Source organism: Streptomyces sp. NPDC023157, from assembly GCF_055560575.1.
Map to the genome: position 1 here is coordinate 829732 of NZ_JBVHIL010000001.1, position 24421 is coordinate 854152.

Consider the following 24421-nt stretch of genomic DNA (forward strand, 5'->3'; position numbering starts at 1 on the left):
ACGGTAAACGGAAGGGGCAGGCCGAGGGTTCCAGCGGAACCCCCAACCTGCCCCCACCATCCCCCTAGGGGACGTCGAGCGTCAGGCGACGATGTTGACCAGCTTCGGCGCGCGGACGATCACCTTGCGGATCTCGGCACCGCCCAGGGCGGCGACCACGTTCGCGTCGCCCAGCGCCAGCGCCTCCAGCTCCGCGTCGGTGATCGACGGGGAGACCTCCAGGCGGGCCTTGACCTTGCCCTTGATCTGCACGACGCAGGTCACGGTCTCGTCCACGACGTACGCCGGGTCGGCGACCGGGAAGTCCTGGTGGACGACCGACTCGCCGTGGCCCAGGCGGTGCCACAGCTCCTCGGCGATGTGCGGGGCCAGCGGGGCGACCAGCAGCACCAGCTGCTCGGCGACCGGGCGGGACAGCGCGCCACCGGACTTGGTCAGGTGGTTGTTCAGCTCGGTGATCTTCGCGATGGCGGTGTTGAAGCGCATCGCGGCCATGTCCTGGGAGACCCCGTCGATGGCCTTGTGCAGGGCGCGCAGGGTGTCCTCGTCGGCCGGCGCGTCCACGACGGTGGCCTCACCGGTCGCCTCGTCGACGATGTTGCGCCACAGCCGCTGCAGCAGCCGGTACTGGCCGACCACGGCGCGGGTGTCCCACGGACGGGAGACGTCCAGGGGGCCCATGGCCATCTCGTACAGGCGCAGGGTGTCGGCGCCGTACTCGCCGCAGATCTCGTCCGGGGTGACCGCGTTCTTCAGGGACTTGCCCATCTTGCCCAGGACGCGGCTGACCTTCTCGCCCTCGTACCAGAACGCGCCGTCGCGCTCCTCGACCTCGGCGGCCGGGACCGCGATGCCGCGGGCGTCCCGGTAGACGAAGGCCTGGATCATGCCCTGGTTGTACAGCTTGTGGAACGGCTCGGCCGAGGAGACGTGGCCCAGGTCGAACAGCATCTTGGACCAGAAGCGCGCGTACAGCAGGTGCAGCACGGCGTGCTCGGCGCCGCCGACGTACAGGTCGACGCCACCGGTGGGCATGCCCTCGCGCGGCCCCATCCAGTACTGCTCGACAGCCGGGTCGACCAGCTTCTGGTCGTTGTGCGGGTCCAGGTAGCGCAGCTCGTACCAGCAGGACCCGGCCCAGTTGGGCATGGTGTTGGTCTCGCGGCGGTACTTCTTCGGGCCGGCGCCGTCGCCCAGGTCCAGGGTCACGTAGACCCAGTCGTCGTTGCGCGACAGCGGCGTCTCCGGCTGGGTGTCCGCGTCGTCCGGGTCGAAGGTGCGCGGCGAGTAGTCCTCGACCTCCGGCAGCTCCAGCGGCAGCATGGACTCGGGCAGCGGGTGGGCGACGCCGTCCTCGTCGTAGACGATCGGGAAGGGCTCGCCCCAGTAGCGCTGGCGGCTGAACAGCCAGTCGCGCAGCCGGAAGTTGACGGTGCCCTCGCCGATGCCGCGGTCGGCCAGCCAGGCGGTGATCTTCTCCTTGGCCTCGACGACGCCCAGGCCGTCCAGGGCCACGTCCTCGTTGGAGGAGTTGACCAGCTTCGCCTCGTAGGAGGAGAAGGCCTCGTCCCAGGTGGACGGGTCGGTGCCGCGGTCGTCGGAGGGCTCCACGACGCAGCGCATCGGCAGCTCGAAGGCGCGCGCGAAGGCGAAGTCGCGGCTGTCGTGCGCCGGGACGGCCATGATCGCGCCGGTGCCGTAGCCCATCAGGACGTAGTCGGCGATGAAGACGGGGACCTGTTCGCCGCTGACCGGGTTGGTCGCGTACGCGCCGGTGAAGACGCCGGTCTTCTCCTTGGCGTCGGCCTGCCGCTCGACGTCGGACTTGGAGGCGGCCTGCTTGCGGTAGGCGTCGACGGCCTCGGCCGGGGTGGCGTGACCGCCGGTCCACACGGCGTGGGTGCCCTCGGGCCAGGCGGCCGGGACGATCTTCTCGACCAGCTCGTGCTCGGGGGCCAGCACCATGTAGGTGGCGCCGAACAGGGTGTCCTGGCGGGTGGTGAAGACGGTGATGGCACCGGCGTCGCCGACCTGGAAGTCGACGCGCGCGCCCTCGGAGCGCCCGATCCAGTTGCGCTGCTGCAGCTTGATGGCCTCGGGCCAGTCCAGCGCGTCCAGGTCGTCCAGCAGGCGGTCCGCGTAGGCGGTGATGCGCATGTTCCACTGGCGCAGCTTGGCCTTGAAGACGGGGAAGTTGCCGCGCTCGGAGCGTCCGTCGGCGGTGACCTCCTCGTTGGCCAGGACGGTGCCCAGGCCGGGGCACCAGTTGACCGGGGCGTCGGAGGCGTACGCCAGGCGGTACTCGCCCAGGACGTCGGCGCGCTCGACGGCGCTCAGGGTGTTCCAGTCACGGCCGCCGGGGACCTCGCGGGTGCCGTTCTCGAACTGCTCGACCAGCTCGGCGATCGGGCGGGCCTTGGCGGCGTCCGTGTCGTACCAGGAGTTGAAGATCTGCAGGAAGATCCACTGGGTCCAGCGGTAGTACTCCGGGTCGATCGTGGCGAACGACCGGCGCTTGTCGTGTCCCAGGCCCAGCCGGCGCAGCTGGACCTTCATGTTCTCCATGTTGGCCTCGGTCGACACGCGCGGGTGCGTGCCGGTCTGCACGGCGTACTGCTCGGCCGGCAGGCCGAAGGCGTCGAAGCCCAGGGTGTGCAGGACGTTGTGCCCGGTCATGCGCGCGTGGCGGGCGAAGACGTCGGTGGCGATGTAGCCCAGGGGGTGGCCGACGTGCAGACCCGCACCGGAGGGGTACGGGAACATGTCCATGATGAACTTCTTGGGGCGGGCCACCAGGGCCGCGTCCCCGGCCAGGTCGCCGGTGGGGTTCGGGGCCTCGTAGGTGCCCTCGGCGTCCCAGGCGTCCTGCCAGCGTGCCTCGATGTCGGCGGCCATGGCCGCCGTGTAGCGATGCTGGGCCGCCGTCTCGGCAGCCGTGTTGATCTCGGTCATGATCCTTGAAGCTCCATCGATCGTCTCTGCCCACTGCCAGCAACTGCCACGAAACGAAAAAACCCCTCGCACAGGAGGGGGCGCCGCGCCGATGCCGACCGGATCTTCATCCGTCGGGACTGATCAGCGCGGCTCGCTAAGCAGAAGGCGTACGGCACGCATGGCGCCAGGGTACCGCAGGGCCTGTCGGGGCCGCATCGACGTTCCGGGGAGCGGCACCACGGCGACGGGCACAAAAGAAGCGAGCGTAAAACAAGCGGACACAAAAGAAGCGGGCCATCCGATCCGGATGACCCGCTTCCGTTCTGTGGAGCTAAGGAGATTTGAACTCCTGACCCCTTGCATGCCATGCAAGTGCTCTACCAACTGAGCTATAGCCCCTTGTCGTTCATCTCCGCTTCGGTTTCCGTTTCCGTTTCCCTCGCGGCGACAGACAGAACATTAACCGGCTTCTCGCCGGATCGCCAAATCGCTTCCCGGCTGGTCCGGGGGCTGCGGGTAGGGTCGCCCCCTGTGACCGAGTCCGTGCTTGCCCGATCCCCCGCCCGCCGGTGGCCCCTGGCCACCGCCGCGACCGTCTGCCTGCTCTCGTTCGCGGCCTTCTGGGTGGCCCAACGCCTCGCCCACGTGAACATGCTCGACGTGATGGTCTACCGGGCCGAGGGCGAGACGCTGCGGGCCGGCGGCGACCTCTACGCGATGCGCGCCACCTCGGCGAACCTCGCCATGACCTATCCGCCGTTCGCGGCCGTGCTCTTCGTGCCGCTGACACTGGTGGGCGTCCCGCTGATGCGGACGCTCACCACCGCGGGGAACCTGCTCCTGGTGGTGGCACTGGTCCAGCTGTCGCTCCAGCTGGTCCGCCCGGCGCTGTCCCGGGCCGGGGCCCGCGCCGATCTGTGGCGTACGACCCTGTGGGTCGCCGCGATCGTGGTCTGGTGCGAGCCGGTGTGGACGACGCTGCGGTACGGCCAGATCAACCTGCTCATCGCGGTGGCGGTGCTGTGGGATCTGACACGCCGCGAGGGCAGCCGCTGGGCCGGCCTGGGCATCGGTCTGGCGACCGCCGTGAAGCTGACCCCGGGTCTCTTCGTCGTCCTGCTGCTCGCCGCCGGGCTGCTGCTGTGGCGCCGGGACCGGACCCTGAACCAGTGGCTGCGGACGGCGTTCACGGCGACCGGCGTCTTCCTGGGGACGACGCTCGCGATGGCGCTGGCCCTGCCGGGCGACTCGAAGAAGTTCTGGACCCAGACCCTGTTCGAGACGGGCCGGGTCGGTCACGCCGAGGAGACCGCCAACCAGTCCCTCAGCGGGGTCCTGGCCCGGCTGATGCACACCGACGCCCCCGGCCTGTGGTGGGTGGCGGCGGCCGCTCTCCTGGGCGGCGCGGCGATGGTGGTCGCGGTACGGGCCGCGGTGCGCGGCGACAGGGCGGTGGCGGTGATCGTCACCGCGTTCACCGCGCTGATGATCAGCCCGATCTCCTGGTCCCATCACTGGGTGTGGTGTGTGCCGCTGCTGATCCTGCTGTACGACCGGACCACGCGCTTCTGGCCCGTGACGGGAGCCGTGGCGCTGGCGTTCGCCTCGTTCGCGCTGTGGTGGGTGCCGCACGACCCGGGCCGCCCCGAACTGGACCAGAACGCGGGCCAGATGCTGCTCTCGGCGGTCTATCCGCTGACGGCGACGGCGGTGTTCGCCGGTTACCTGCTCGCGCGCCGCCGTCGGGTCACCGGCGCGGGCCCGGCCGGGCCCGACGCTTCCGTGCGCGCGGCCGTCGAAACCCACGGGACCCGCGAGGCTCCGCGGGCGGCGGCTCAGGCCGTCGCGAAGGAGTAGAACCGCTTGAGGGTGCAGTGTTCGTCGAGGAGCCGGCCGTAGATCGGCTCCCCTTCGAGTTCACGGTAGGTCTCGATCGGGTCGCCTTTTATGATCAGCGCCCGCGCGCATTCCTCGCACCAGTACTGGAACGCGGGGTTGACCGGGTCCATGTCCCGGACGATGGGCGTACCGCTGCCGCACCAGTCGCACTTTCGCCTGTGGGCACCCATCACTCAGCTCCGGCTGTGGCGGCACGACGTACACGGACAGGACGCGGCTGGTTCCGCGACGGCATCGGCTTCGGTCACCTCTGCACCGTCCACGGCCATGCGCGCTCCCTCCCGTCCGGACCCACGTCCCCCTCCGGCGGTCCGATTCTGCCATGGCCCCGCAAGGGGGTCAGCGCCGTCGCCGGACGAGCCCCGTCGCGGCCCCCGCCAGCGCCGTCGCCGCCAGCGCGAAGGCGCACACCCACAGCGCGTCGGCCGACGCACGCGCCCCCGGTGCGGTGATCCCGCCGAGGTAGAGCGTGCCGAAGGTCGCGACCCCGATCAGCTGCCCGAGCTGGGTGACGGTGGCGAGCAGACCGCTGGCGTCGGCCGCGTCCTCGGGCCGTACGGTCGCGAGCGCGCCGGTCAGGGCGGGGCTGAAGGCCAGGGCGAGGCCGACGCCCATGGCGCACAGCACCGGGTAGAGCGCCCAGCCGCCGTCGCCGCCGTCCTTGAGAACGCCGCCCACGGCGAGCGCGGCGGCGGCCGTCAGCAGGAAGCCGCACGGGACGAGGCGCGGCTGCCAGGCGGCCGGCCAGCGCCTCCAGGTGAGGCCGACGAGCCCGAAGACGGCGGCGGTGGGCGCGAAGGTGAGCCCGGCCCGCAGAGCGCTGTGCCCGAGCCCGCCCTGGAGGTGCAGGGTGAGGGTGAACAGGAAGCCCGCGTTGACGCCCATGACCGCGGCGATACGCAGGGCGGCCCGCCCGATGCCGGGGATCCGCAGGACCCGGGGGGCGATGAGCGGGGCGCCGCCACGGCGGGCGAGCCGGGACTCGTACGCGCCGAACGCGGCCAGGAAGAGCGCGGAGCCGCCCAGCGAGAGCCAGGTCCACAGCGGCCAGTCCGCCTCCTGTCCCAGGACGAGCGGGACGGTGAGCAGGGACACGGTGCCGGCGAGCAGCAGCAGTCCCGGCAGGTCGAGGGAGCGGGCCCGCTCGGGGTCGGTGCGCGCGTCGCGGGGCAGCACCTTGGCGCCGAGGACCAGCAGGACCAGCCCGATGGGCACGTTGACCAGGAAGACGGGCCGCCAGCCGGTGCCGAACAGGTCGGCGCTGACCAGGATTCCGCCGGCGACCTGGCCTGCGGCGGCGCCGGTGGCGAGGACGGCCGAGTAGGCGCCGAGCGCCCGCACCCGGCCCTCCCCGGTGAAGTTGCGCTGGATGAGGCTCAGCACCTGAGGGATCATCAGCGCCGATCCGGCGCCCTGCGCGATCCGGAAGGCGATCAACTGCCCGGTGCCAGCGGCCAGTCCGCAGGCGAGCGAGGCGGCGGTGAAGAGCGCGAGGCCGGCCAGGTACATGCGCCGGTGGCCGATCAGGTCGCCGAGGCGGGCCCCGGTGATGAGCAACACGGCGTAGGCGATGGCGTATCCGGCGACGACCAGCTGGATTCCGGCGCCGGAGGCGGAGAGTTCGAGGCGGATGGTGGGGGCGGCGACGTTGACGATGAAGACGTCGAGCAGCGCCATGAACTGGGCGGCGAGCACGACGGCGAGCAGGGGACCGCGCCGATTGTCGGTGCCACCGTCTTTACTGAGTACGGGACGTGTGGTGGTCGTCGTCATACGAGCAGCGTGACGCCGGTCCGATACGGGTAACGAGAGCCCGCTGATGCTGGTACCGACAGCACCTGGCAACGGCGGCACGGGGACTCGACCATGGGGGTGTGACGACGTTGGCAGTGACACAGCAGCGCCGCAGACCGGAGCTGTCCGCCTTCCTGCGCGCCCGCAGGGCCCGGGTGACGCCGGAGGACGTGGGCATGGCCCCCGGCCTGCGGCGGCGCACACCGGGGCTGCGCCGTGAGGAGGTGGCCCAGCTCTCCGGCGTGGGCGTGACCTGGTACACCTGGCTGGAGCAGGGCCGCCCGATCAACGCGTCGGCCCAGGTCCTCGACGCGGTGGCCCGCACGCTGCGGCTCGACCGGCCGGAGCGCGAGCATCTGTACCACCTCGCGGAGGTGCCGTACGAGCCGGAGACGGCGGCCGAGGACGCGGCGGCCGTCAGCCCGGAGATCCAGGGCATCCTGGACGCCCTGGTGCCCCAGCCGGCCGTGGTCTACAACGCGCGGTACGACGTGCTGGCGACCAACACGACGTACGACCTGCTGTTCGACGTCGACGCGCTCGGGCGGGAGGCGGGCCCGCTCGGGATACGCAACGTGCTGTGGAACCTCTTCACCGTCCCCGACCTGGAGTGCCCGCTGGTCGACAAGCGGCTGGAGCTGCCCCTGATGGTGGCCCAGCTGCGCGGCGCGTACGGGCGGCATGTCGGCGAGCCCCCCTGGGAGGAGCTGGTGCGGCGCCTGTCGGAGGCCAGCCCGTACTTCGCGGAGCTGTGGCGCAGCGGCGACGTCATGCCGCCGGGCACCCGGGTCAAGGCCTTCCGGCACGAGGCGGTGGGCGAGATACGGATGACCTCGGTGTCGCTGTCGATCAACGGGATGCCGGGGTGCCGGATCGTCACCTACACGCCGAACGACGAGGCGAGCCGTCGGGCCGTCGCGGCGCTGTACGAGGGCAGGTGAGGAGCGAGGCGTGAGGCGGGCAGGGCGCGCGGGGCCGGAAAAAACGCCGAATCCCGCCCCCTGCTGGGGACGGGATTCGAGGATTGTGGAGCTAAGGAGATTTGAACTCCTGACCCCTTGCATGCCATGCAAGTGCTCTACCAACTGAGCTATAGCCCCTCGTGTTCTTCGCGCTCTGCGCTGCGAACAAGAAGAACTCTAGCCTGTGACCTACCGGAAAGTGAAATCCGGGGTCTGCGGGCCCGGGCCGGGCTCAGTCGTCGTCGCCGAGGACGGGCTCGGGAAGCGTGCCGGCGTTGTGCTCCATGAGGCGCCAGCCGCGCGCGCCCTCACCGAGGACGGACCAGCAGCAGTTCGAGAGCCCGCCAAGGCTCTCCCAGTGCCGGGCCTCCAGGCCGAGCAGCCGGCCGATGGTGGTGCGGATGGTGCCGCCGTGGCTGACCACGACGAGCGTGCCGTCCTCCGGCAGCTTGTCGGCGTGCTCCAGGACCACCGGGGCGGCCCGGTCGGCCACCTCGCTCTCCAGTTCGCCGCCACCGCGGCGCACCGGCTCGCCGCGCTTCCACGCGGCGTACTGCTCGCCGAAGCGCGAGGTGATCTCGTCGTGGGTCAGCCCCTGCCACTCCCCCGCGTAGGTCTCCCGCAGGGCGGAGTCACGGGTGACCTCGTGACCGGTGATCGCGGAGAGCTCGGCGGCCGTGGCCGCCGCCCGCTTCAGGTCGGAGGCGACGATGGCATCGGGCTCCAGGGCCGCGAGCAGCCGGGCGGCCCGGCGCGCCTGGGCGACGCCGGTCTCGGTGAGCTCGATGTCCGTGGAGCCCTGGAAGCGGCGCTCCAGGTTCCATGAGGTCTGGCCGTGGCGCCAGAGGACGATGCGGCGGCCGCTGCCGCCCTTGCCACTGGTCAGCTCAGCTCACCGTCCGCCGCGTCGGCGCCCATGAGACGGGCGTGCTCATCGGCCTTGCCGCGGGTCTTCACCGCGTCCTCGGGGAGCGCGATCTCGGGGCAGTCCTTCCACAGCCGCTCAAGCGCGTAGAAGACGCGCTCCTCGCTGTGCTGGACGTGGACGACGATGTCGACGTAGTCGAGGAGAATCCAGCGGGCGTCGCGGTCGCCCTCCCGGCGCACCGGCTTGGCGCCGAGCTCCTTGTTGAGCCGCTCCTCGATCTCGTCGACGATCGACTTGACCTGGCGGTCGTTGGGGGCGGAGGCGAGCAGGAATGCGTCGGTGATCGACAGCACATCGCTGACGTCGTACGCAATGATGTCGTGCGCGAGTCGGTCGGCCGCCGCCTGGGCGGCGAGGGTGACGAGCTCGATGGAGCGGTCCGTGGCGGTCACAAGCAGGCTTTCGTCGGCGGTCAGAGACACCTCAAGGGTCTCATGTACCGCCGACGGGCCCGAAAAGGATCAGCTGAGGGTCATTGCTTCGCTCCGCGAGGCTTGAAGTCCTGCCCCAGCAGCGCTGTGACCTCGGCGTTTCCGGCGGCCTTGCCCTTGGTGACGGATCCGGCGGGCAGACCGAGGGTCTTCGCGACCTCGACCGCGTTCGCCTTCTGCGACTCGTCGCCGTAGATCACCTGCGACTTCTCCTGGGTGTCGGCCTTGGTGCCGCCGACCACGACGTAGCCGCCGTTGTTCAGGACCACGCGGGCCGCCTCGGTGGCGTTGGAGCCGCTGGCGTCCCGGATCGCGACGCGGGTCGCCGCGCCCTGCTCCGGGGCGGTGACCTTGCCGCCGAGGATGTCCTTGACCACGCTGTCGCCGGTGGCCTCGCTCAGTGAGCCGTCGGACTCGACCGGCAGGACCGCCGTCTTGTAGTCGCCGACCTTGGCGTGCTCGGCCAGCTTCGCCAGGGAGGCGCCGAGGTCCTTCTCCGGCAGCGACGGGTCGAGGATCTGGGCGAGGGTCTCGACGGTGACCGTGGCGGCCTGCGGGTCGTCGGAGATCTTCCGCAGCACCCCGTACATGACCTGACCGAAGCGCTGGAGCTGCTTGGCCTCGGCCTCGCCGGGCGCCCGGTAGGTGGCGTAGGCGACGGCGGCGCGCCCGTTGAGGGTCTGGTTCTCGCCCTTCTTGACCAGCGGCTCGGCGCCGGGCTTGGCACCAGGCACGTCGGTGTCGGTGGTGAGGTCGATGTTGCTGACGAGCTCGACGAGGCTCTCCAGGTACGGGGTGTCGAGCCGCCAGGTACCGGTGATCTTCGCGCCGAGGAGGTTGCCGACCGCCTCACGGGTGCCGCTGGAGCCGTCGTCCTCGACGGACTTGGCGAGCGTGGTGGTGGAGCCCTCGTCGTCGGTGACGGCGAGCGAGTTCGGCAGCAGCACGGTGGTGCCCTGCTTGGTGGTGGCGTTGTCCACGAGGAGGGCGGTGGACGTGCCGCCGCCGGTGGTGTTGTGCAGGTGGACGATGATCGTGTCGCGCTTCTGCGGCCCGGTGGCGGTGTTCTGCTTCTGCTCGTCACCGGACATGCCGGGCAGCTGGCCCGCGTACCAGAGGTAGCCGACGCCGCCGGTCACGGCGAGGACGAGGACCACCACGAGGGCGACGACACGGTTCCGGCCGCGGCGCCGGGCCTCCTCGCGCCGCTCTGACCGGCTCTCGGTGAAGGCGAGCCAGTCGATGACGTCCTCGGAGTCCTCGTCGGGCTCCTCGATGAACGAGAACTGCTCGGTGCGGTACGCCCGGTCGTCGTCCTCCGGCGCCGGGCGCTGCCCGGGCACACCGGCCTGCGGCGCGGGCGGCGCCGTCTGCGGCGCGGCGGCGGCCGGCGGCACGACGGGGGCGGCCTCGGTGCGGACGGCCCACTGCTGCCCGGTGTGGTCCGCCGGGGCGGGGTGGGCCGGCGGGACCGGCTGCTGCTGCGGGACCTGCTGGAAGGACTGCCCCTGCTGACCGGTGTCGTACTGCTGGTAGTCGTACGAGGTCTGCTGGGCGTACGGGTCGTACTGCGGCTGCTGGACGGGCTGCTGCGGCTGGACCGCCTGCTGGACGGGCTGTCCGTACGGGTCGTAGCCGTAGTGCTGCTGGCCCTGCTGCGGCTGCTGCTGCTGTTGTTGTTGCTGCTGCTGCTGCTGGGCGTACGGGTCGTAGTGCTGCTGCGGTACCTGCTGCTGGTACACCGGCTGCCCGTACTCGTCGTAGCCGATGATCTGCGGCTGCGGATAGTACGGGTCGTACGGGTTCTGCTGATCGTTCACCGGTGCCCCTCCCCGAGGCTCACTCGCCGCGGTACAGCTGGCGCTTGTCGATGTAGCGCACCACGCCGTCCGGAACCAAGTACCAGACCGGATCGCCCTGAGCGACCCTCACCCGGCAGTCGGTGGAGGAGATGGCGAGCGCGGGGACCTCGACCAGCGAGACCCCGCCCTTGGGCAGGCCGTCGTCGGTGAGGTCGTGGCCCGGGCGGGTGACGCCGATGAAGTGGGCGAGCGCGAACAGCTCCTCGGCGTCACGCCAGGTGAGGATCTGCGACAGCGCGTCGGCGCCGGTGATGAAGAAGAGGTCCGAGTCGCTGTTGAGAGAGCGCAGGTCCCGCAGCGTGTCGATGGTGTAGGTCGGCCCGCCCCGGTCGATGTCGATGCGGCTGACCGAGAACTGCGGGTTGGAGGCGGTCGCGATGACCGTCATCAGGTACCGGTCCTCGGCAGCCGAGACGGCCTTGTGGCTCTTCTGCCACGGCTGCCCGGTCGGCACGAACACCACCTCGTCGAGGTGGAACAGGGCGGCCACCTCACTGGCGGCCACCAGGTGTCCGTGATGGATCGGATCAAACGTTCCGCCCATCACGCCGAGTCGGCGCTTGCCTCGGCCGCCAGTAGGCACTTCCTGCTCTCCCATGCGTGCAGAGCCTACTGGCACGGCGTCGGACGCCGGATCAGCGGCCTCTCGGCTCAGCGGTCGCGGTTGAAGCGGGTGGTGATCCAGAGCAGAAGCAGCAGCGCGAGGAAGGCGCCGCCACCCGTGACGTACGGGCTGAGGCTTTCGTGGTTGCCGCCGTGCTCGGCACCCTCGGCGAGCGTGACCAGGTTGGCGGCGGTGGCGTGGAGGCTCATCTTCGGCAGGACCTTCGATCGGGGATGGGAGCGGAGACTTCGCGCACATCGTATGCGGGACGTCGCGGCGCGCTCACGCCGACTCAGGCGTTGGCGTCACGGGCGTCCTTTTCGGTCCCCTCGTTCTCCATGATCTTGACGCCCTCGGCGCTCTCCGCGCTCCCGGAGCTCCCGTCCCGCCCGGCGCCGTCCCCGCCGTCTGCGCCGTCCCCGTTGTTCCCGTAGCCCCGCAGCAGGAACCAGGCCAGCAGGGCGCCGCCCACCATCGAGACGAGCAGGACGATGCGGAGGGTGTTGCCGGGGCCCTGCTGCTCCGTCGCGGCGAGCAGGGTGGTGACGGCGGTGGTCACGTGATCCGTCATGGCGGTCGTGCTCCTCGGTTGTCCGCGGTGCCCGAGTTATCCACAGGCTCCGGCACACGGTAGCCCCCTCGCCTAGTCTGGGACGCGTCAGGGGGACGAGCACCGACTCGTACGAATTGGGGGCATCCATGACCGAGCAGACCAACAACGGGCACGAGAACCTTCCCGGGCGGCAGCGCAAGCGCTTCGCCGGTATCTCCTCGCGGGCCTACGAGCACCCGGCCGACCGCTCGGCCCTGGTCGCGCTGCGCAAGCTGAGCGGCTTCGACACCGTCTTCAAGGCCCTGAGCGGGCTGCTGCCCGAGCGGAGCCTGCGGCTGCTGTTCCTCTCCGACTCCGTGCGGGTGAGCGACGCGCAGTTCTCCCATCTCAACGACATGCTGCGGGACGCGTGTTACATCCTGGACCTGGAGAAGGTCCCGCCGATGTACGTCACGCAGGACCCCAAGCCCAACGCGATGTGCATCGGCCTGGACGAGCCGATCATCGTGGTCACCACCGGCCTGGTGGAGCTGCTCGACGAGGAGGAGATGCGGGCCGTCGTCGGCCACGAGGTGGGCCACGCGCTGTCGGGCCACTCCGTGTACCGGACGATCCTGCTCTTCCTCACCAGCCTGGCCGTGAAGGTCGCCTGGATACCGCTGGGCAACGTGGCGATCATGGCGATCGTGACGGCACTGCGCGAGTGGTTCCGCAAGTCGGAGCTCTCGGCGGACCGCGCGGGGCTGCTCGTGGGACAGGACGTCCAGGCCTCCATGCGCGGCCTGATGAAGATCGCCGGCGGCAACCACCTGCACGAGATGAACGTGGACGCCTTCCTCGCCCAGGCCGACGAGTACGAGAAGGGCGGCGACCTGCGCGACTCCGTGCTGAAGATCCTCAACGTGCTGCCGCGCTCGCACCCCTTCACCACGGTCCGGGCGGCCGAGCTGAAGAAGTGGTCCGAGACCCGGGACTACCAGCGGATCATGGACGGGCACTACCCGAAGCGGTCCGAGGACAAGGACGCCTCGGTGACCGACTCCTTCCGCGAGTCGGGGCGGCACTACGCCGACACGGTGCGCGGCAGCAAGGATCCGCTGATGAAGCTGGTCAACGACATAGCCGGCGGCGCCGGGGACCTCGCGGGCGACCTGGGCGGCAAGCTGTTCGGCCGCTTCGGCGGCGGCGCTGGCAACGGCACAGGCGCTGGCACCGGCACCGGCACTGGCAGCGGCAGCGGCAGCGGCAGCGCCACCGACGGCACGGACCGTGACGGTCAGGGCGGTCAGGGCGGTCAGGGCGGCCCCGGGGCCAAGGGTGGTCAGAGCGAGGGCTGAGCGCTCCGGGCCAGCGTCCCGCAGAGCGCGGAGGTGGTGGGCCGGCCCGTGGCGTACGGGTCGGTGACGCCCTGGCGGGACCGGTCGGCGCGCTGGCCCGCGAGCAGCGGGTGCAGGGAGCCGGTGGGGTCGGCGTCGCAGGACTGCGGGCCGGCCTGGACGGTGCTGCTGAGCAGCTCCGCGCGGTGCATCCGAAGGTCCTCGCGGTCGAAGCGGAAGTGCAGCTCGCGGTGGACGGTGAACAGGGATGCCTGGGGTGCCGGGCCGGTGCCGGTGGTGGCGGGGCGGACGGCGTAGGTGAAGGTGTGGTCCGCCGTGACCTCCAGGAGGTCGGTGTCGACCTCCTGGACGTGCAGGGTGCCGTGGACGCGGGCGGTGGGGGCGGCGAGGGCCACCTGGTGGGGGTCGAAGCGCACGAGCCAGCCGGCGACGGCGTGCCGGCCGTCGTCCCGGGGCTGCTCGACGCTCCGGTCGAACTGCTCCAGCTGGTCCGGGTCGATCAGGATCCGGGCCGGGCGGACGGTCGCGCCGGTGAGGACGCCGGGTTCGAGGGAGGAGGCGACCAGGTACTCCTTGGCGATGCCGAGGGCGGACAGGACCTGGCTCTCGGAGAAGTGGGGGGTGCGGCCGGTCAGCGGGAAGTTGATCCCGGCGGCGCCGCTGGGGTACGCGGCGGCGGGGCTGTGGGCGAACAGCCGGTCGGGTTCGCCGCCCGTCACGGAGCCCTGCGGGGCGAGCGGGACGACCGCGGTCCGCAGCGGTTCGGCCCGCTGGTCGACGGGGGGCTGATAGGGGTTGCGGACGCCGAGATAGACGGCGGTGCCGAAGGCCAGCAGGATCAGCAGCACGAGCATCAGGGCCTGCCGGGAGCCGCTGCGGCCCTCCCAGGAGGGGCGGGACCTGACGGCCTGGGCGTGCTCCCCCATCCGCTCCCGGGCGGAGTACTCCTGGAGCCGGGCAGCGCGGACGAACGCCTCGTCGAAGACGACGGCTCGGTACTCGTCCTCACCGCCGGGGAGCCCCTCGGGGGTCCCCTCAGGCGGGTCGCCACGCCCTGCCATACCTTCAGGGTAGGTCTGCGGAAGCCCCAGTAAACGCCGAGGTGCGCGACAACTTCCGACGAAGTCCGACGGACGGGGGTCAGGGGGCGCCGGGCGCGGCCGGAACGGCGGGCGCGGAGGACACGGTGCCGGCCGACGGGACGGCGCGGGGCTTGTCGACGCCGCTGGTGGCCGGCGGCGGGATGCGGTCCTGGCGGTTGGCGGAGGCTCCTCGGTAGACCGCGCTGAAGGCGAGGGCGACCATGCCGACGCCCATCACCAGGGCGAGCACCCAGGCGACCGGACGGTGCCAGCGGGCGCTGCCCCGGTAGGGGCGCAGGGCGCCGCCGTGGGGGCCGTAGGGGCCGAAGTCGTCCTCGGCGGTGTCCGGGTCGTAGCCGTCCGTGTAGCGGCGCGGTTCGAGGCCGTAGCCGTCCTCGTAGAGCTCGTCGTCGGCGAGTCCGGCGACGGCCCGGGCGCGGGCCGCTTCGGCCTCGGCGCGGGCCTGGGCGGCGGCGAGCAGGCGCTCGACGGCGGTCGGCTCGTGGACGGTGGCGGCCCGGACGAAGTCCTCGTCGAAGACCACGGCGGCGAAGTCGTCCGCGCCTCCGCGGTCGACAGGGTCCTCGGGGTCTCCGCCGTTCGGGAACGGCGTGCCCCCCACGTCGTCCGGCACGGTTTCAGAGTAGACCGGGGAGGGGGTTTTGGGCAGGGAGAGCGCGAACTGTCCCTGCCCCGGATACGGCGTTCCGGTTACCGGACGTGACCGTCGCCGGTCACGATGTACTTGGTGGAGGTGAGCTCCGGAAGGCCCATGGGGCCCCGGGCGTGCAGCTTCTGGGTGGAGATGCCGATCTCGGCGCCGAAGCCGAACTGTCCGCCGTCCGTGAAGCGGGTGGAGGCGTTCACGGCGACCGTGGTCGAGTCGACCAGCTGGGTGAAGCGGCGGGCCGCGGCCTGGGAGGTGGTGACGATGGCCTCGGTGTGGCCGGAGGACCAGAGCCGGATGTGCTCGACGGCCTTGTCGAGGGAGTCGACGACGGCGGCGGCGATGTCGTAGGAGAGGTACTCGGTCTCCCAGTCCTCGGGGGTGGCCGGGACGACGGTGGCCTTGGTGCCCCCCGCGTGGGCGAGGACCCGCTCGTCGGCGTGGACGGTGACGCCGGCCTCGGCGAGGGCGTCCAGGGCCCGGGGCAGGAAGGCGGCGGCGATGTCCTGGTGGACCAGGAGGGTCTCGGCGGCGTTGCAGACGCTGACCCGGTGGGCCTTGGAGTTGACCAGGATCTCGACGGCCATGTCCAGGTCGGTCTGGGCGTCGACGTAGACGTGGCAGTTGCCGGTGCCGGTCTCGATGACCGGGACGGTGGACTCCTCGACGACCGTGCGGATCAGGGAGGCGCCGCCGCGCGGGATCAGGACGTCGACCAGGCCGCGGGCGCGCATCAGCTCGCGCACGGACTCGCGGGACTCGCCGGGCACGAGCTGGATGGCGTCGGCGGGCAGTCCGGCGCCGCCGACGGCGTCGCGCAGGACCTTCACCAGGGCGGCGTTGGAGGAGTACGCGGAGGAGGAGCCGCGGAGCAGGACGGCGTTGCCGGACTTGAGGCAGAGGGCGGCGGCGTCGACGGTGACGTTGGGCCGGGCCTCGTAGATGATGCCGACGACGCCGAGCGGGACGCGGACCTGACGCAGGTCGATGCCGTTGGGGAGGGTGGAGCCGCGGACGACCTCGCCGACCGGGTCGGGCAGGGCGGCCACGTGCCGGACGTCCTCGGCGATGGCCCGCACCCGCTCGGGGGTGAGGGTGAGGCGGTCGATGACGGACTCGCTGGTGCCGGCCTCGCGGGCGCGGGCGACGTCCTCGGCGTTGGCCTCGACGATCTCGGCCGTGCGGACCTCCAGGGCGTCCGCGACGGCGAGCAGGGCGTCGTCCTTCGTCGCGCGCGGGAGTGGCGCGATTTCGGCGGCGGCGCCGCGGGCCCGGTAGGCGGCCTGGGTGACCGGGGACATGTTGTCGAAGGGCGTGAGCGAGGTCATGCCCGCAGGGTACTGGCACCTCTGCGGACATCCCTCACGATGCCTGGCCCGTCCCGTACTGCGAGACGTGCGCCGGGTGTGACGCCCGTCAGTACGGGTGGACGCCCACCGGGGCGGCCGGCGGGGGGCCGTAGCCCTCGGCGATCCGCTGGTGGTAGGTCTCCCGGTCGATCACTTCCAGGCCGACGATCTCCCAGGGCGGCAGCTTGGCGCTCTGCCGGTGCTCGCCCCACAGGCGCAGGGCGACGGCCGCGGCGTCGTGGAGGTCGCGGGCCTCCTCCCAGTAGCGGATCTCGGCGTGGTCGTTGGCGTAGCGGCTGGTCAGCAGGAAGGGGTGGTCGTGGGCCAGCTGTTCCAGGGCACGGCGCACCTCCTTCAGCGGAGCCTCCGCGCCGGAGACGCTGAGGGTGATGTGCCAGAGCTTGGACAGTTCCCGCTCCGGAACCTGGGCGCCCGTCGTCTCTGCTGTCGTATCGGACTCGTCGGACCCGTCGGACCCGTCGAAGTCGTCGAAGTCGGCTCCGGCCTCGACGCTCGTCAGGGCGCGTTCGGCCGACCCGCGGGGCATTGCCCCTGGGCGCGCTCGTCTCACCGGCGGCCTCCTGTGTGATGCCTGTGCTGCGTGCTGCTGCGTGTGCGCGTGCTGGTGTTCCCCGCCCTCTTCCGTGCCCCCGAGACAAAGTTGACCAGCCCGGGGCGGTGCGTGGGGCGGTTTTGGTAAAGGTCCCTACCGGATGACCAGACTTTCAGCCGTTTCGGTTCACAGGACGTCGTTTCCCAGGACGCCATTGGCGGGCATCCGGTTGACAGGGCCCCGGTCCGCGGGGCCCCTGCCCGCGGGGCGCCGGCCCGCGAGGGCCCCGGTTCACATCACGACCAGGTCGTCGCGGTGGACGACCTCGCGCTCGTACTCCGGGCCGAGTTCCCTGGCCAGGTCGTGGGTGGAGCGGCCGAGGAGCCGGGGCAGTTCCTTGGCGTCGAAGTTGACCAGACCGCGGGCGACCGCGCGGCCCCCGGTGTCGCGCAGCTCGACGGGGTCGCCGGCGATGAACTCGCCCTCGACGGCGGCGATCCCGGCCGCCAGGAGCGACTTCTTGCCCTCGACCACGGCCCGCACGGCGCCGTCGTCGAGGGTCAGCGCGCCCCGCGGGGTGGAGGCGTGCGCGAGCCACAGGAGCCGGTCGGCGGAGCGGCGGCCGGTGCGGTGGAAGTAGGTGCCGGTGTCGCGGCCGGCGAGGGCGTCGGCGGCGCGGCTCGCGGAGGTCAGGACGACGGGGATGCCGGCGGCGGCGGCGATCCGGGCGGCCTCGACCTTGGTGACCATGCCGCCGGTGCCGACGCCCGCCTTGCCGGCCGAGCCGATCTCGACGTGGGCGATGTCGGCGGGCCCGGTGACCTCGGCGATCCTCGCGGTGCCGGGCTTGGCCGGGTCGCCGTCGTAGAGGCCGTCCACGTCGGAGAGGAGGACCAGCAGGTCGGCGCGGACGAGGTGGGCGACGAGGGCGGCGAGCCGGTCGTTGTCGCCGAAGCGGATCTCGTCCGTGGCGACGGTGTCGTTCTCGTTGACGACCGGCAGGGCACCCATGGCGAGCAGCTGGTCGAGGGTCCGGTAGGCGTTGCGGTAGTGCGCGCGGCGGCTGGTGTCGTCGGTGGTGAGCAGGACCTGCCCGACGCGGACGCCATAGCGCGCGAAGGAGGCGGTGTAGCGGGCGACGAGCAGGCCCTGGCCGACGCTGGCGGCGGCCTGCTGCCGGGCGAGGTCCTTGGGGCGGCGGGTCAGGCCGAGCGGGGCGAGACCGGCGGCGATGGCGCCGGAGGAGACCAGGACGATCTCCTTCTCGCCGCCGCTGCGGACCTTGGCGAGCACGTCGACGAGGGCGTCGACCCGGTCGGCGTCGAGGCCGCCGGAGGCGGTGGTCAGCGAGGAGGAGCCGACCTTCACGACGATCCTGCGGGCTTCCGTCACGTACTGCCTTGCCACTGTCACCTGCGTCGACCCCAGTCCTGCTCGCCTCGGCTGTCCGTCGCGCAATCTACGCGAGTGCGTTTCCGCGGTGCCCCTCTATTCCGCGGGCTGGACGGTGCCGCCGGTGTGCGCCGCCCAGGCCGAGGCGATCATGGAGCGGACGTCGTGGCGGGCCTTCCAGCCCAGCTCGGCGGAGATCCGCTCGGCGGAGGCGACCACCTTCGCGGGGTCGCCGGGGCGGCGGGCGACGGTCTCGGGTTCGACGGGGCGGCCGGTGACCTCGCGGATCAGGTCCATCATCTCCCGTACCGAAACGCCCTCCCCGCGCCCGATGTTGAGCGTGAGGTCCCGGTGGTCCCCGGCCGCGGCCAGCTCGGCGAGGCGGCGGGCGGCGGCCAGATGGGCCTCGGCGAGGTCGGCGACATGGATGTAGTCGCGGACGCAGGTGCCGTCGGGGGTGGCGTAGTCGTCGCCGAAGACCAGCGGCCGCTGCCCGGCGTCGAGGCGCTGGAAGACCATGGGGACGAGGTTGAAGAAGCCGGTGTCGGCGAGTTCGGGGGTGGCGGTGCCCGCGACGTTGAAGTAGCGCAGGCAGGCGGTGGCCATGGAGTGGGCCCGGCCGACGGAGCGGACCATCCACTCGCCGGCGACCTTGGTCTCGCCGTACGGGCTGAGCGGCGCGCAGGGGGTGTCCTCGGTGACCAGGTCGGTGTCGGGCATCCCGTAGACCGAGGCGGAGGAGGAGAAGAGAAAGGAGTCGACGCCGGCCGCGGCGGCCGCTTCGAGCAGGACCTGGAGGCCCGACACGTTCTCGCGGTAGTAGTGGAGGGGGCGTTCGACGGATTCGCCGACGGCCTTCTTCGCGGCGAGGTGGACGATCCCGCGGATCCCGTGCGCGGCGAGGACCCGGTCGAGGAAGGCCCGGTCGAGGACGGTGCCGCGCTCCAGCGGCACGCCCTCGGGGACTCTGGCCGGGTCGCCGGAGGAGAGGTCGTCCAGGACGACCACCCGCTCACCGGCCTCGGTCATGGACTTGACGACATGGGAACCGATGTAGCCGGCGCCGCCGGTGATGAGCCACGTCATTCGGGCAGCCTAACGCGAAGCGGTACGGAACGACGGCGGCCCGGCGGTATCCCCGAGGGGAGGCGCCGGGCCGTCGTCACGAGCGGGTGGTGCGGTGGCCGGGGGCTCAGCCGCGCTGGGCGAGCGAGGCGCGGAAGGCCACGCACTCCTCGTACACCGGCAGGATGCCGGCCTCGCGCGCCTGCGCGAGGGTCGGGCCCTCGGTGTCCTTGGCGGACAGCTCGGGCACGCCGTCGACCGGCCACTCGATGCCGATCTCCGGGTCGAGCGGGTGGACCGTGCGCTCCCGCTCCGGGGCGTAGCCCTCGGAGCAGAGGTAGGTGACGGTCGCGTCGTCGGTGAGCGCGCAGAAGCCGTGGCCGAGGCCCTCGGAGAGGTAGACGGCCTTGCGGTCCTGGTCGTCGAGGCGCACGGCCTCCCACTTGCCGAAGGTCGGCGAGCCGACCCGTACGTCGACGATGATGTCGAGCACCGCGCCGCGGACGCAGGTCACGTACTTGGCCTGGCCGGGCGGGACGTCGGCGAAGTGGATGCCGCGGACGACACCGGCGGAGGAGACGGAGAGGTTGCCCTGCTTCAGGTCGAGCGGGTGGCCGACGGCCTCGGCCATGCGCTCGGCCTTGTACCACTCCAGGAAGAGGCCCCGGGCGTCCCCGAACTGCTGCGGGACGAACTCCCAGGCGCCCTCGATACCAAGGGGGTTGACCTTCATGGAAACGATCGGTTCCTCTCAGGCCTTCTCGGCCTCGTAGGCCAGCAGGTCGATCAGGTAGTCGCCGTAGCCGCTCTTGGTCAGCGGCTGGGCGAGGGCGCGCAGCTGCTCGTCGTCGATGAACCCGGCGCGCCAGGCGGCCTCTTCGAGGCAGCCGATCTTCATGCCCTGGCGCTCCTCGACCACGCGGACGTACTCGGAGGCCTGGACGAGCGACTGGAAGGTGCCGGTGTCGAGCCAGACGGTGCCGCGGTCGAGGACCGAGACCTGGAGCTCGCCGCGGTCGAGGTAGTGCTTGTTGACGTCGGTGATCTCCAGCTCGCCGCGACCGCTGGGCTTGAGGCCCTTGGCGATCTCGACGACCCGGCTGTCGTAGAAGTAGAGGCCCGGCACCGCGTAGCGGGACTTCGGGTTCTTCGGCTTCTCCTCGATGGAACGGGCGACGCCGTTCTCGTCGAAGTCGACGACACCGTAGGCGGTGGGGTCGGAGACGGCGTGGGCGAAGACCACTCCGCCGTCGGGCTGCCGGTAGTCCGCGAGCTGCCGGCCGAGGCCGACGCCGTGGAAGATGTTGTCGCCGAGGATCAGCGCGACGGGCTCGTCACCGATGAATTCCTCGCCGATGACGAAAGCCTCGGCAATTCCGTTGGGGTGCTCCTGGGTGGCGAACTGGATGTCGAGTCCGAAATCGGACCCGTCTCCCAGAAGCCGCTCGAACTGGGGGCGCTCCTCCGGACCGGTGATGATCAGAATGTCCCGGATCCCCGCCATCACGAGGGTCGACAGGGGGTAATAGATCATCGGCTTGTCGAAGACCGGCATCAGCTGCTTCGACACGGCTCGGGTGATCGGCCACAGTCGGGAGCCGGTACCACCGGCAAGCAAAATTCCACGCATGGGCACGCAGCCTACGGCAGCCCCACGCGGCCGTTCACCATCACGCCCGTGAGAACGGCCACGGAACGGTGCGCGAAGCCCACCCCATAGAATGGTGGCCCTTATGAAGATTCTCGTCACCGGCGGCGCCGGGTTCATCGGTTCACAGTTCGTGCGGGCACTGCTCTCCGAAGAGCTGCCCTCGGGCCAGGGCGCCCAGGTCACCGTCCTGGACAACCTGACCTACTCCGGCAACGAGGCGAACCTCGCCCCGGTGGCGGACAAGCCCGGCTACACCTTCGTCCAGGGCGACATCCGCGACTACGCGACCGTCGACGACGCGATGCGCGGCCAGGACGCGGTCGTGCACTTCGCGGCCGAGTCCCACGTGGACCGCTCGATCCTGGACGCCTCGCCGTTCGTCACGACGAACGTGCTGGGCACCCAGGTCCTGCTGGACTCCGCCAAGCGCCACGGCGTCGGCCGTTTCGTCCACGTCTCCACGGACGAGGTCTACGGCTCGATCTCCGAGGGCTCCTGGACCGAGGACTGGCCGCTCGCGCCGAACTCGCCGTACTCGGCCTCCAAGGCGGGTTCGGACCTGCTGGCCCTCTCGTACCACCGCACGCACGGCATGGACGTCGTCGTGACGCGCTGCTCCAACAACTACGGGCAGTACCACTTCCCCGAGAAGATGATCCCGCTGTTCACCACGAACCTGCTGGACGGGAAGAAGGTGCCGCTCTACGGCGAGGGCCTCAACATCCGCGACTGGCTGCACGTCTCCGACCACTGCCGTGGCATCGAGATGGTGCTGCGCGGCGGCCGCGCCGGCGAGATCTACCACATCGGCGGCGGCACCGAGGTCACCAACAAGGAGCTCACCGGTCTCCTGCTCGACGCCTGCGGCGCCGGCTGGGACATGGTCGAGCACGTCGAGGACCGCAAGGGCCACGACCTGCGCTACTCCCTGTCGATCGCCAAGATCCAGGAGGAGCTCGGCTACACGCCGCAGGTCACCTTCGAGCAGGGCCTCGCCACCACCGTGCAGTGGTACCGCGACAACCGCGCCTGGTGGGAGCCGCTGAAGGCGAAGGCGGCGCTGTCCGCATGAGCCGCTGGCTGATCACCGGTGCGGCCGGAATGCTCGGCCGCGACCTCGCCGAGGTGCTCGCGGAGGGCGGCGTGGAGTACACCGCGCTGACCCGCCGGGAGCTGGACGTCACCGACGCCGCCGCGGTCCGCGCGGCGGTGGCCGGTCATGACGTGGTGGTCAACGCCGCCGCGTGGACCGATGTCGACGGCGCCGAGACCGAGGAGGCCGCGGCCACCCGGATCAACGGCGACGGGCCGCGTGCCCTGGCGGCCGCGTGCGCCGAGAGCGGCGCCGTGCTGATCCAGGTCTCCACGGACTACGTCTTCCCGGGCGACGCCACCGAGCCGTACCGGCACGACGCGCCCACCGCCCCGGTGAACGCCTACGGCCGCAGCAAGCTGGCGGGCGAGCTGGCCGTCACCGAGCTGCTGCCCGAGCGCGGCTACGTGGTGCGCACCGCGTGGCTGTACGGGGCGCACGGCCGCAACTTCGTGTCGACGATGCTGGGCCTGGCCGAGCGGCTCGACACCGTCGACGTGGTCGACGACCAGCGCGGCCAGCCGACCTGGACCCGTGCGCTGGCCCGCCAGCTGCGGGAGCTGGGCGAGGCGGCCGTGGCGGGCAAGGCCCCGGCGGGCGTCTACCACGGCACGGCCTCCGACACGGCGACCTGGTTCGACCTGGCGCGGGCGGCCTTCGAGCTGACCGGTCTGGACCCGGAGCGGGTGCGGCCGACGACCTCGGACAAGTTCGTGCGCCCGGCGCGCCGGCCGTCCTTCAGCGTCCTCGCGCACGAGCGCTGGGCCGAGGCGGGCGTGGCGGCGCAGCCGCACTGGCGTGAGCAGCTCACCGAGGCGCTGCGGGTCATGGCTCCGGGACGGTCCGGCGCGTGAGTCTGCTCGACCGGATCGGAACGGCGCTGCCCCGCGGCACCGCCTTCGTCGGCATCGGCACCGTGGTGCTGGGCGGGGCCAGCTACGTGCACCTCGCGGCGGCGGGCCACTCGCTCTCCGTCGACGACATGGCCAGCTTCTCGGTCCTGTGGACCGCGGTGGCCTCCCTCGGCCTGGGACTGTTCTTCCCGGTCGAGCAGGAGATCACCCGGGTGGTGGCCGCCCGCGTGGTGGCCGGCGACGGGGCGCTGCCCGTGCTGCGGCGCGGCGCGGCGCTCTCGTTCGGGCTGCTGGTGGCGGTGCTGCTGCCGCTGGCCCTGTTCGCCGGGCCGCTCGCGGACCTCTTCTTCCACGGGGACGAGAGCCTGGTCCTCGCGGTCGGCGGCGCCTTCGCGGCGCTGGCGGTCGCCTATGTGACCCGGGGTGTGCTGGCGGGGCTCGGCCGTTTCGAGGCGTACGGGCTGCAGCTCGGCCTCGACGGGCTGCTGCGGATCGTGCTGTCCGTGGCTCTGGCCCTTGGCGGGGTGACCTCGGCCTTCGCGTTCGCCGCGGTGATGACGGTGGCGCCGCTGATCGCGGTGGCCGTGACGCTGCCGCCGGTGTTCCGCGGGGCCAAGGCGGGTTCGACGGCGCAGTGGCGGGAGCTGATCGAGCACCTGGGGCTGCTCGTGGGTTCGACGCTGCTCGCCCAGGTGCTGGTCAACATCGCGGTGATCAGCACCAAGCTGATCGCGACGGACGACAGCGCCCTGGTGGCGGCGTTGCTGTCGGCGCTGGTCCTGGCGCGGGTGCCGCTGTTCGCGTTCGGTGCCTTCCAGGCCTCGCTGCTCGCGGGGCTTTCGACGGCGCAGGCCGAGGGGGACACCTCGGCGTACCGGCGGATGCTGCTGCGGGCGTGCGGGCTGACGGCGGGTCTCGGGGCGGCGTTCGGTATCGGCGCGGTCGCGCTGGGGCCTGTGATGCTGCCGGTGCTGTTCGGTTCGCCGGACGTGCTCGGGCCGGTGGACTTCGCGTGGCTGTCGCTCGGCACGCTGCTCTACATGCTGGCGATGGTGCTCGGCCAGGCGCTGCTCACGAGTGGCGCGGCGCGGCAGCAGTTGCTCGCGTGGGTGGTGGGAACGGGCGTCCTTCTGGCGGTCACTCTCAGTCCGCTGGAGCTGCGCACGAGGGTCGAAGTCGCCTATGCCGTAGGGTCGCTCGCGGTCGTCACCTATATGACTCTCGTACTTCGCTCTCGTGTAGGCTACCGTTCGGTGCACTCATAGGAATGATCACCATTCCCTCACTCTCCGTGACCATCGCGACGGACAGTGGACTGCAATCCCGGTGGCTCCTTCTCCAGCCGCCCACCCCTGGAAGAGTAGACAGGCCCTTTCCATGAGTCGTCCCCTACACCGGAGCCACGCATGAA

Annotated in this window: 23 protein-coding genes and 2 tRNA genes; 6 read left to right on the forward strand and 19 right to left on the reverse strand. The window is 71.4% G+C overall.

Annotated features, from left to right (window positions below; genetic code table 11):
* Positions 1 to 81 precede the first annotated feature (81 nt).
* Both leuS and ACZ3ZE_RS03870 read right to left on the reverse strand, forming a co-directional pair.
* Positions 82 to 2952 (reverse strand): leucine--tRNA ligase, encoded by a 2871-nt coding sequence (gene leuS / locus ACZ3ZE_RS03865; RefSeq protein ID WP_363291178.1) that lies wholly within the window; start codon positions 2950 to 2952, stop codon positions 82 to 84.
* Between the two features lie 308 nt (positions 2953 to 3260).
* Positions 3261 to 3333: transfer RNA gene (locus tag ACZ3ZE_RS03870), tRNA-Ala, on the reverse strand.
* 132 nt (positions 3334 to 3465) lie between these two features.
* Here ACZ3ZE_RS03870 and ACZ3ZE_RS03875 point away from each other — a divergent pair.
* Complete coding sequence (locus ACZ3ZE_RS03875; RefSeq protein WP_361163218.1) at positions 3466 to 4791, forward strand: glycosyltransferase 87 family protein; 1326 nt, start codon at positions 3466 to 3468, stop codon at positions 4789 to 4791.
* On the opposite strand, the gene ACZ3ZE_RS03880 is transcribed toward ACZ3ZE_RS03875, so the two are convergent.
* A complete protein-coding gene (locus ACZ3ZE_RS03880; RefSeq protein WP_361163216.1) occupies positions 4770 to 5003 on the reverse strand; it encodes a hypothetical protein in 234 nt (77 codons plus the stop codon). The genes ACZ3ZE_RS03875 and ACZ3ZE_RS03880 overlap by 22 nt on opposite strands.
* Positions 5004 to 5172: 169 nt before the next feature.
* The gene (locus ACZ3ZE_RS03885; protein WP_361163214.1) at positions 5173 to 6606 is read right to left on the reverse strand and encodes an MFS transporter; all 1434 of its coding nucleotides are present in this window, start codon (positions 6604 to 6606) and stop codon (positions 5173 to 5175) included.
* A gap of 101 nt (positions 6607 to 6707) precedes the next feature.
* Between ACZ3ZE_RS03885 and ACZ3ZE_RS03890 the strand changes: the two genes are divergently transcribed.
* Complete coding sequence (locus ACZ3ZE_RS03890; protein WP_467257235.1) at positions 6708 to 7568, forward strand: helix-turn-helix transcriptional regulator; 861 nt, start codon at positions 6708 to 6710, stop codon at positions 7566 to 7568.
* An 86-nt stretch (positions 7569 to 7654) separates the two neighbouring features.
* Here the strand turns inward: ACZ3ZE_RS03890 and ACZ3ZE_RS03895 are convergent.
* From ACZ3ZE_RS03895 to ACZ3ZE_RS03925, 7 genes are all read right to left on the reverse strand, one after another.
* Positions 7655 to 7727: transfer RNA gene (locus ACZ3ZE_RS03895), tRNA-Ala, on the reverse strand.
* Positions 7728 to 7821: 94 nt separating this feature from the next.
* The gene (locus tag ACZ3ZE_RS03900) at positions 7822 to 8475 is read right to left on the reverse strand and encodes a histidine phosphatase family protein (RefSeq protein WP_361164655.1); all 654 of its coding nucleotides are present in this window, start codon (positions 8473 to 8475) and stop codon (positions 7822 to 7824) included.
* On the reverse strand, positions 8472 to 8909 hold the full coding sequence (gene rsfS, locus ACZ3ZE_RS03905) for a ribosome silencing factor (RefSeq protein ID WP_361163210.1): 438 nt from the start codon (positions 8907 to 8909) through the stop codon (positions 8472 to 8474). The genes ACZ3ZE_RS03900 and rsfS overlap by 4 nt, the downstream gene beginning before the upstream one ends.
* An 80-nt stretch (positions 8910 to 8989) precedes the next feature.
* The gene (locus ACZ3ZE_RS03910; protein WP_467257237.1) at positions 8990 to 10768 is read right to left on the reverse strand and encodes an LCP family protein; all 1779 of its coding nucleotides are present in this window, start codon (positions 10766 to 10768) and stop codon (positions 8990 to 8992) included.
* A gap of 19 nt (positions 10769 to 10787) precedes the next feature.
* A complete protein-coding gene (gene nadD, locus ACZ3ZE_RS03915; RefSeq protein WP_329420533.1) occupies positions 10788 to 11408 on the reverse strand; it encodes a nicotinate-nucleotide adenylyltransferase in 621 nt (206 codons plus the stop codon).
* A 53-nt stretch (positions 11409 to 11461) separates the two neighbouring features.
* Positions 11462 to 11623, reverse strand: coding sequence for a hypothetical protein (locus tag ACZ3ZE_RS03920; RefSeq protein WP_165961838.1), 162 nt, complete (start codon positions 11621 to 11623; stop codon positions 11462 to 11464).
* An 83-nt stretch (positions 11624 to 11706) separates the two neighbouring features.
* A complete protein-coding gene (locus tag ACZ3ZE_RS03925) occupies positions 11707 to 11985 on the reverse strand; it encodes a hypothetical protein (protein WP_361164770.1) in 279 nt (92 codons plus the stop codon).
* A gap of 128 nt (positions 11986 to 12113) precedes the next feature.
* Here ACZ3ZE_RS03925 and ACZ3ZE_RS03930 point away from each other — a divergent pair, with 128 nt between their 5' ends.
* Positions 12114 to 13304, forward strand: a complete 1191-nt coding sequence (locus ACZ3ZE_RS03930; protein WP_467257239.1) for a M48 family metallopeptidase — start codon at positions 12114 to 12116, stop codon at positions 13302 to 13304.
* Here ACZ3ZE_RS03930 and ACZ3ZE_RS03935 read toward each other — a convergent pair.
* The 8 genes from ACZ3ZE_RS03935 to rfbA form a co-directional block, all read right to left on the reverse strand.
* Positions 13289 to 14365, reverse strand: a complete 1077-nt coding sequence (locus tag ACZ3ZE_RS03935; protein WP_467257241.1) for an SCO2583 family membrane protein — start codon at positions 14363 to 14365, stop codon at positions 13289 to 13291. The two genes, ACZ3ZE_RS03930 and ACZ3ZE_RS03935, sit on opposite strands and share 16 nt — an antisense overlap.
* Before the next feature lie 79 nt (positions 14366 to 14444).
* The gene (locus ACZ3ZE_RS03940) at positions 14445 to 15020 is read right to left on the reverse strand and encodes an SCO2584 family spore wall biosynthesis protein (RefSeq protein WP_361163202.1); all 576 of its coding nucleotides are present in this window, start codon (positions 15018 to 15020) and stop codon (positions 14445 to 14447) included.
* Between the two features lie 77 nt (positions 15021 to 15097).
* Entirely contained in the window at positions 15098 to 16381 is a 1284-nt protein-coding gene (locus tag ACZ3ZE_RS03945) for a glutamate-5-semialdehyde dehydrogenase (RefSeq protein ID WP_467257242.1), read from the reverse strand.
* 88 nt (positions 16382 to 16469) lie between these two features.
* Positions 16470 to 16973, reverse strand: a complete 504-nt coding sequence (locus tag ACZ3ZE_RS03950) for a hypothetical protein (protein ID WP_361163199.1) — start codon at positions 16971 to 16973, stop codon at positions 16470 to 16472.
* 273 nt (positions 16974 to 17246) lie between these two features.
* The gene (gene proB / locus ACZ3ZE_RS03955) at positions 17247 to 18347 is read right to left on the reverse strand and encodes a glutamate 5-kinase (RefSeq protein ID WP_361163197.1); all 1101 of its coding nucleotides are present in this window, start codon (positions 18345 to 18347) and stop codon (positions 17247 to 17249) included.
* Positions 18348 to 18443: 96 nt separating this feature from the next.
* Positions 18444 to 19433, reverse strand: coding sequence for a UDP-glucose 4-epimerase GalE (galE, locus tag ACZ3ZE_RS03960; protein ID WP_361163195.1), 990 nt, complete (start codon positions 19431 to 19433; stop codon positions 18444 to 18446).
* Between the two features lie 106 nt (positions 19434 to 19539).
* Positions 19540 to 20145, reverse strand: coding sequence for a dTDP-4-dehydrorhamnose 3,5-epimerase (rfbC, locus tag ACZ3ZE_RS03965; protein WP_361163193.1), 606 nt, complete (start codon positions 20143 to 20145; stop codon positions 19540 to 19542).
* Between the two features lie 18 nt (positions 20146 to 20163).
* On the reverse strand, positions 20164 to 21042 hold the full coding sequence (gene rfbA, locus ACZ3ZE_RS03970) for a glucose-1-phosphate thymidylyltransferase RfbA (RefSeq protein WP_361163191.1): 879 nt from the start codon (positions 21040 to 21042) through the stop codon (positions 20164 to 20166).
* A 103-nt stretch (positions 21043 to 21145) separates the two neighbouring features.
* Between rfbA and rfbB the strand changes: the two genes are divergently transcribed.
* Genes rfbB through ACZ3ZE_RS03985 form a run of 3 tightly spaced genes read left to right on the forward strand, consistent with a single transcriptional unit; the run spans position 21146 to position 24275 of the window.
* A complete protein-coding gene (gene rfbB / locus ACZ3ZE_RS03975) occupies positions 21146 to 22135 on the forward strand; it encodes a dTDP-glucose 4,6-dehydratase (RefSeq protein ID WP_361163189.1) in 990 nt (329 codons plus the stop codon).
* Positions 22132 to 23010 (forward strand): dTDP-4-dehydrorhamnose reductase, encoded by an 879-nt coding sequence (gene rfbD / locus ACZ3ZE_RS03980; protein ID WP_361622558.1) that lies wholly within the window; start codon positions 22132 to 22134, stop codon positions 23008 to 23010. Before rfbB ends, rfbD begins: the two co-directional genes overlap by 4 nt.
* Complete coding sequence (locus ACZ3ZE_RS03985) at positions 23007 to 24275, forward strand: lipopolysaccharide biosynthesis protein (RefSeq protein WP_361163185.1); 1269 nt, start codon at positions 23007 to 23009, stop codon at positions 24273 to 24275. Before rfbD ends, ACZ3ZE_RS03985 begins: the two co-directional genes overlap by 4 nt.
* Positions 24276 to 24421 lie beyond the last annotated feature (146 nt).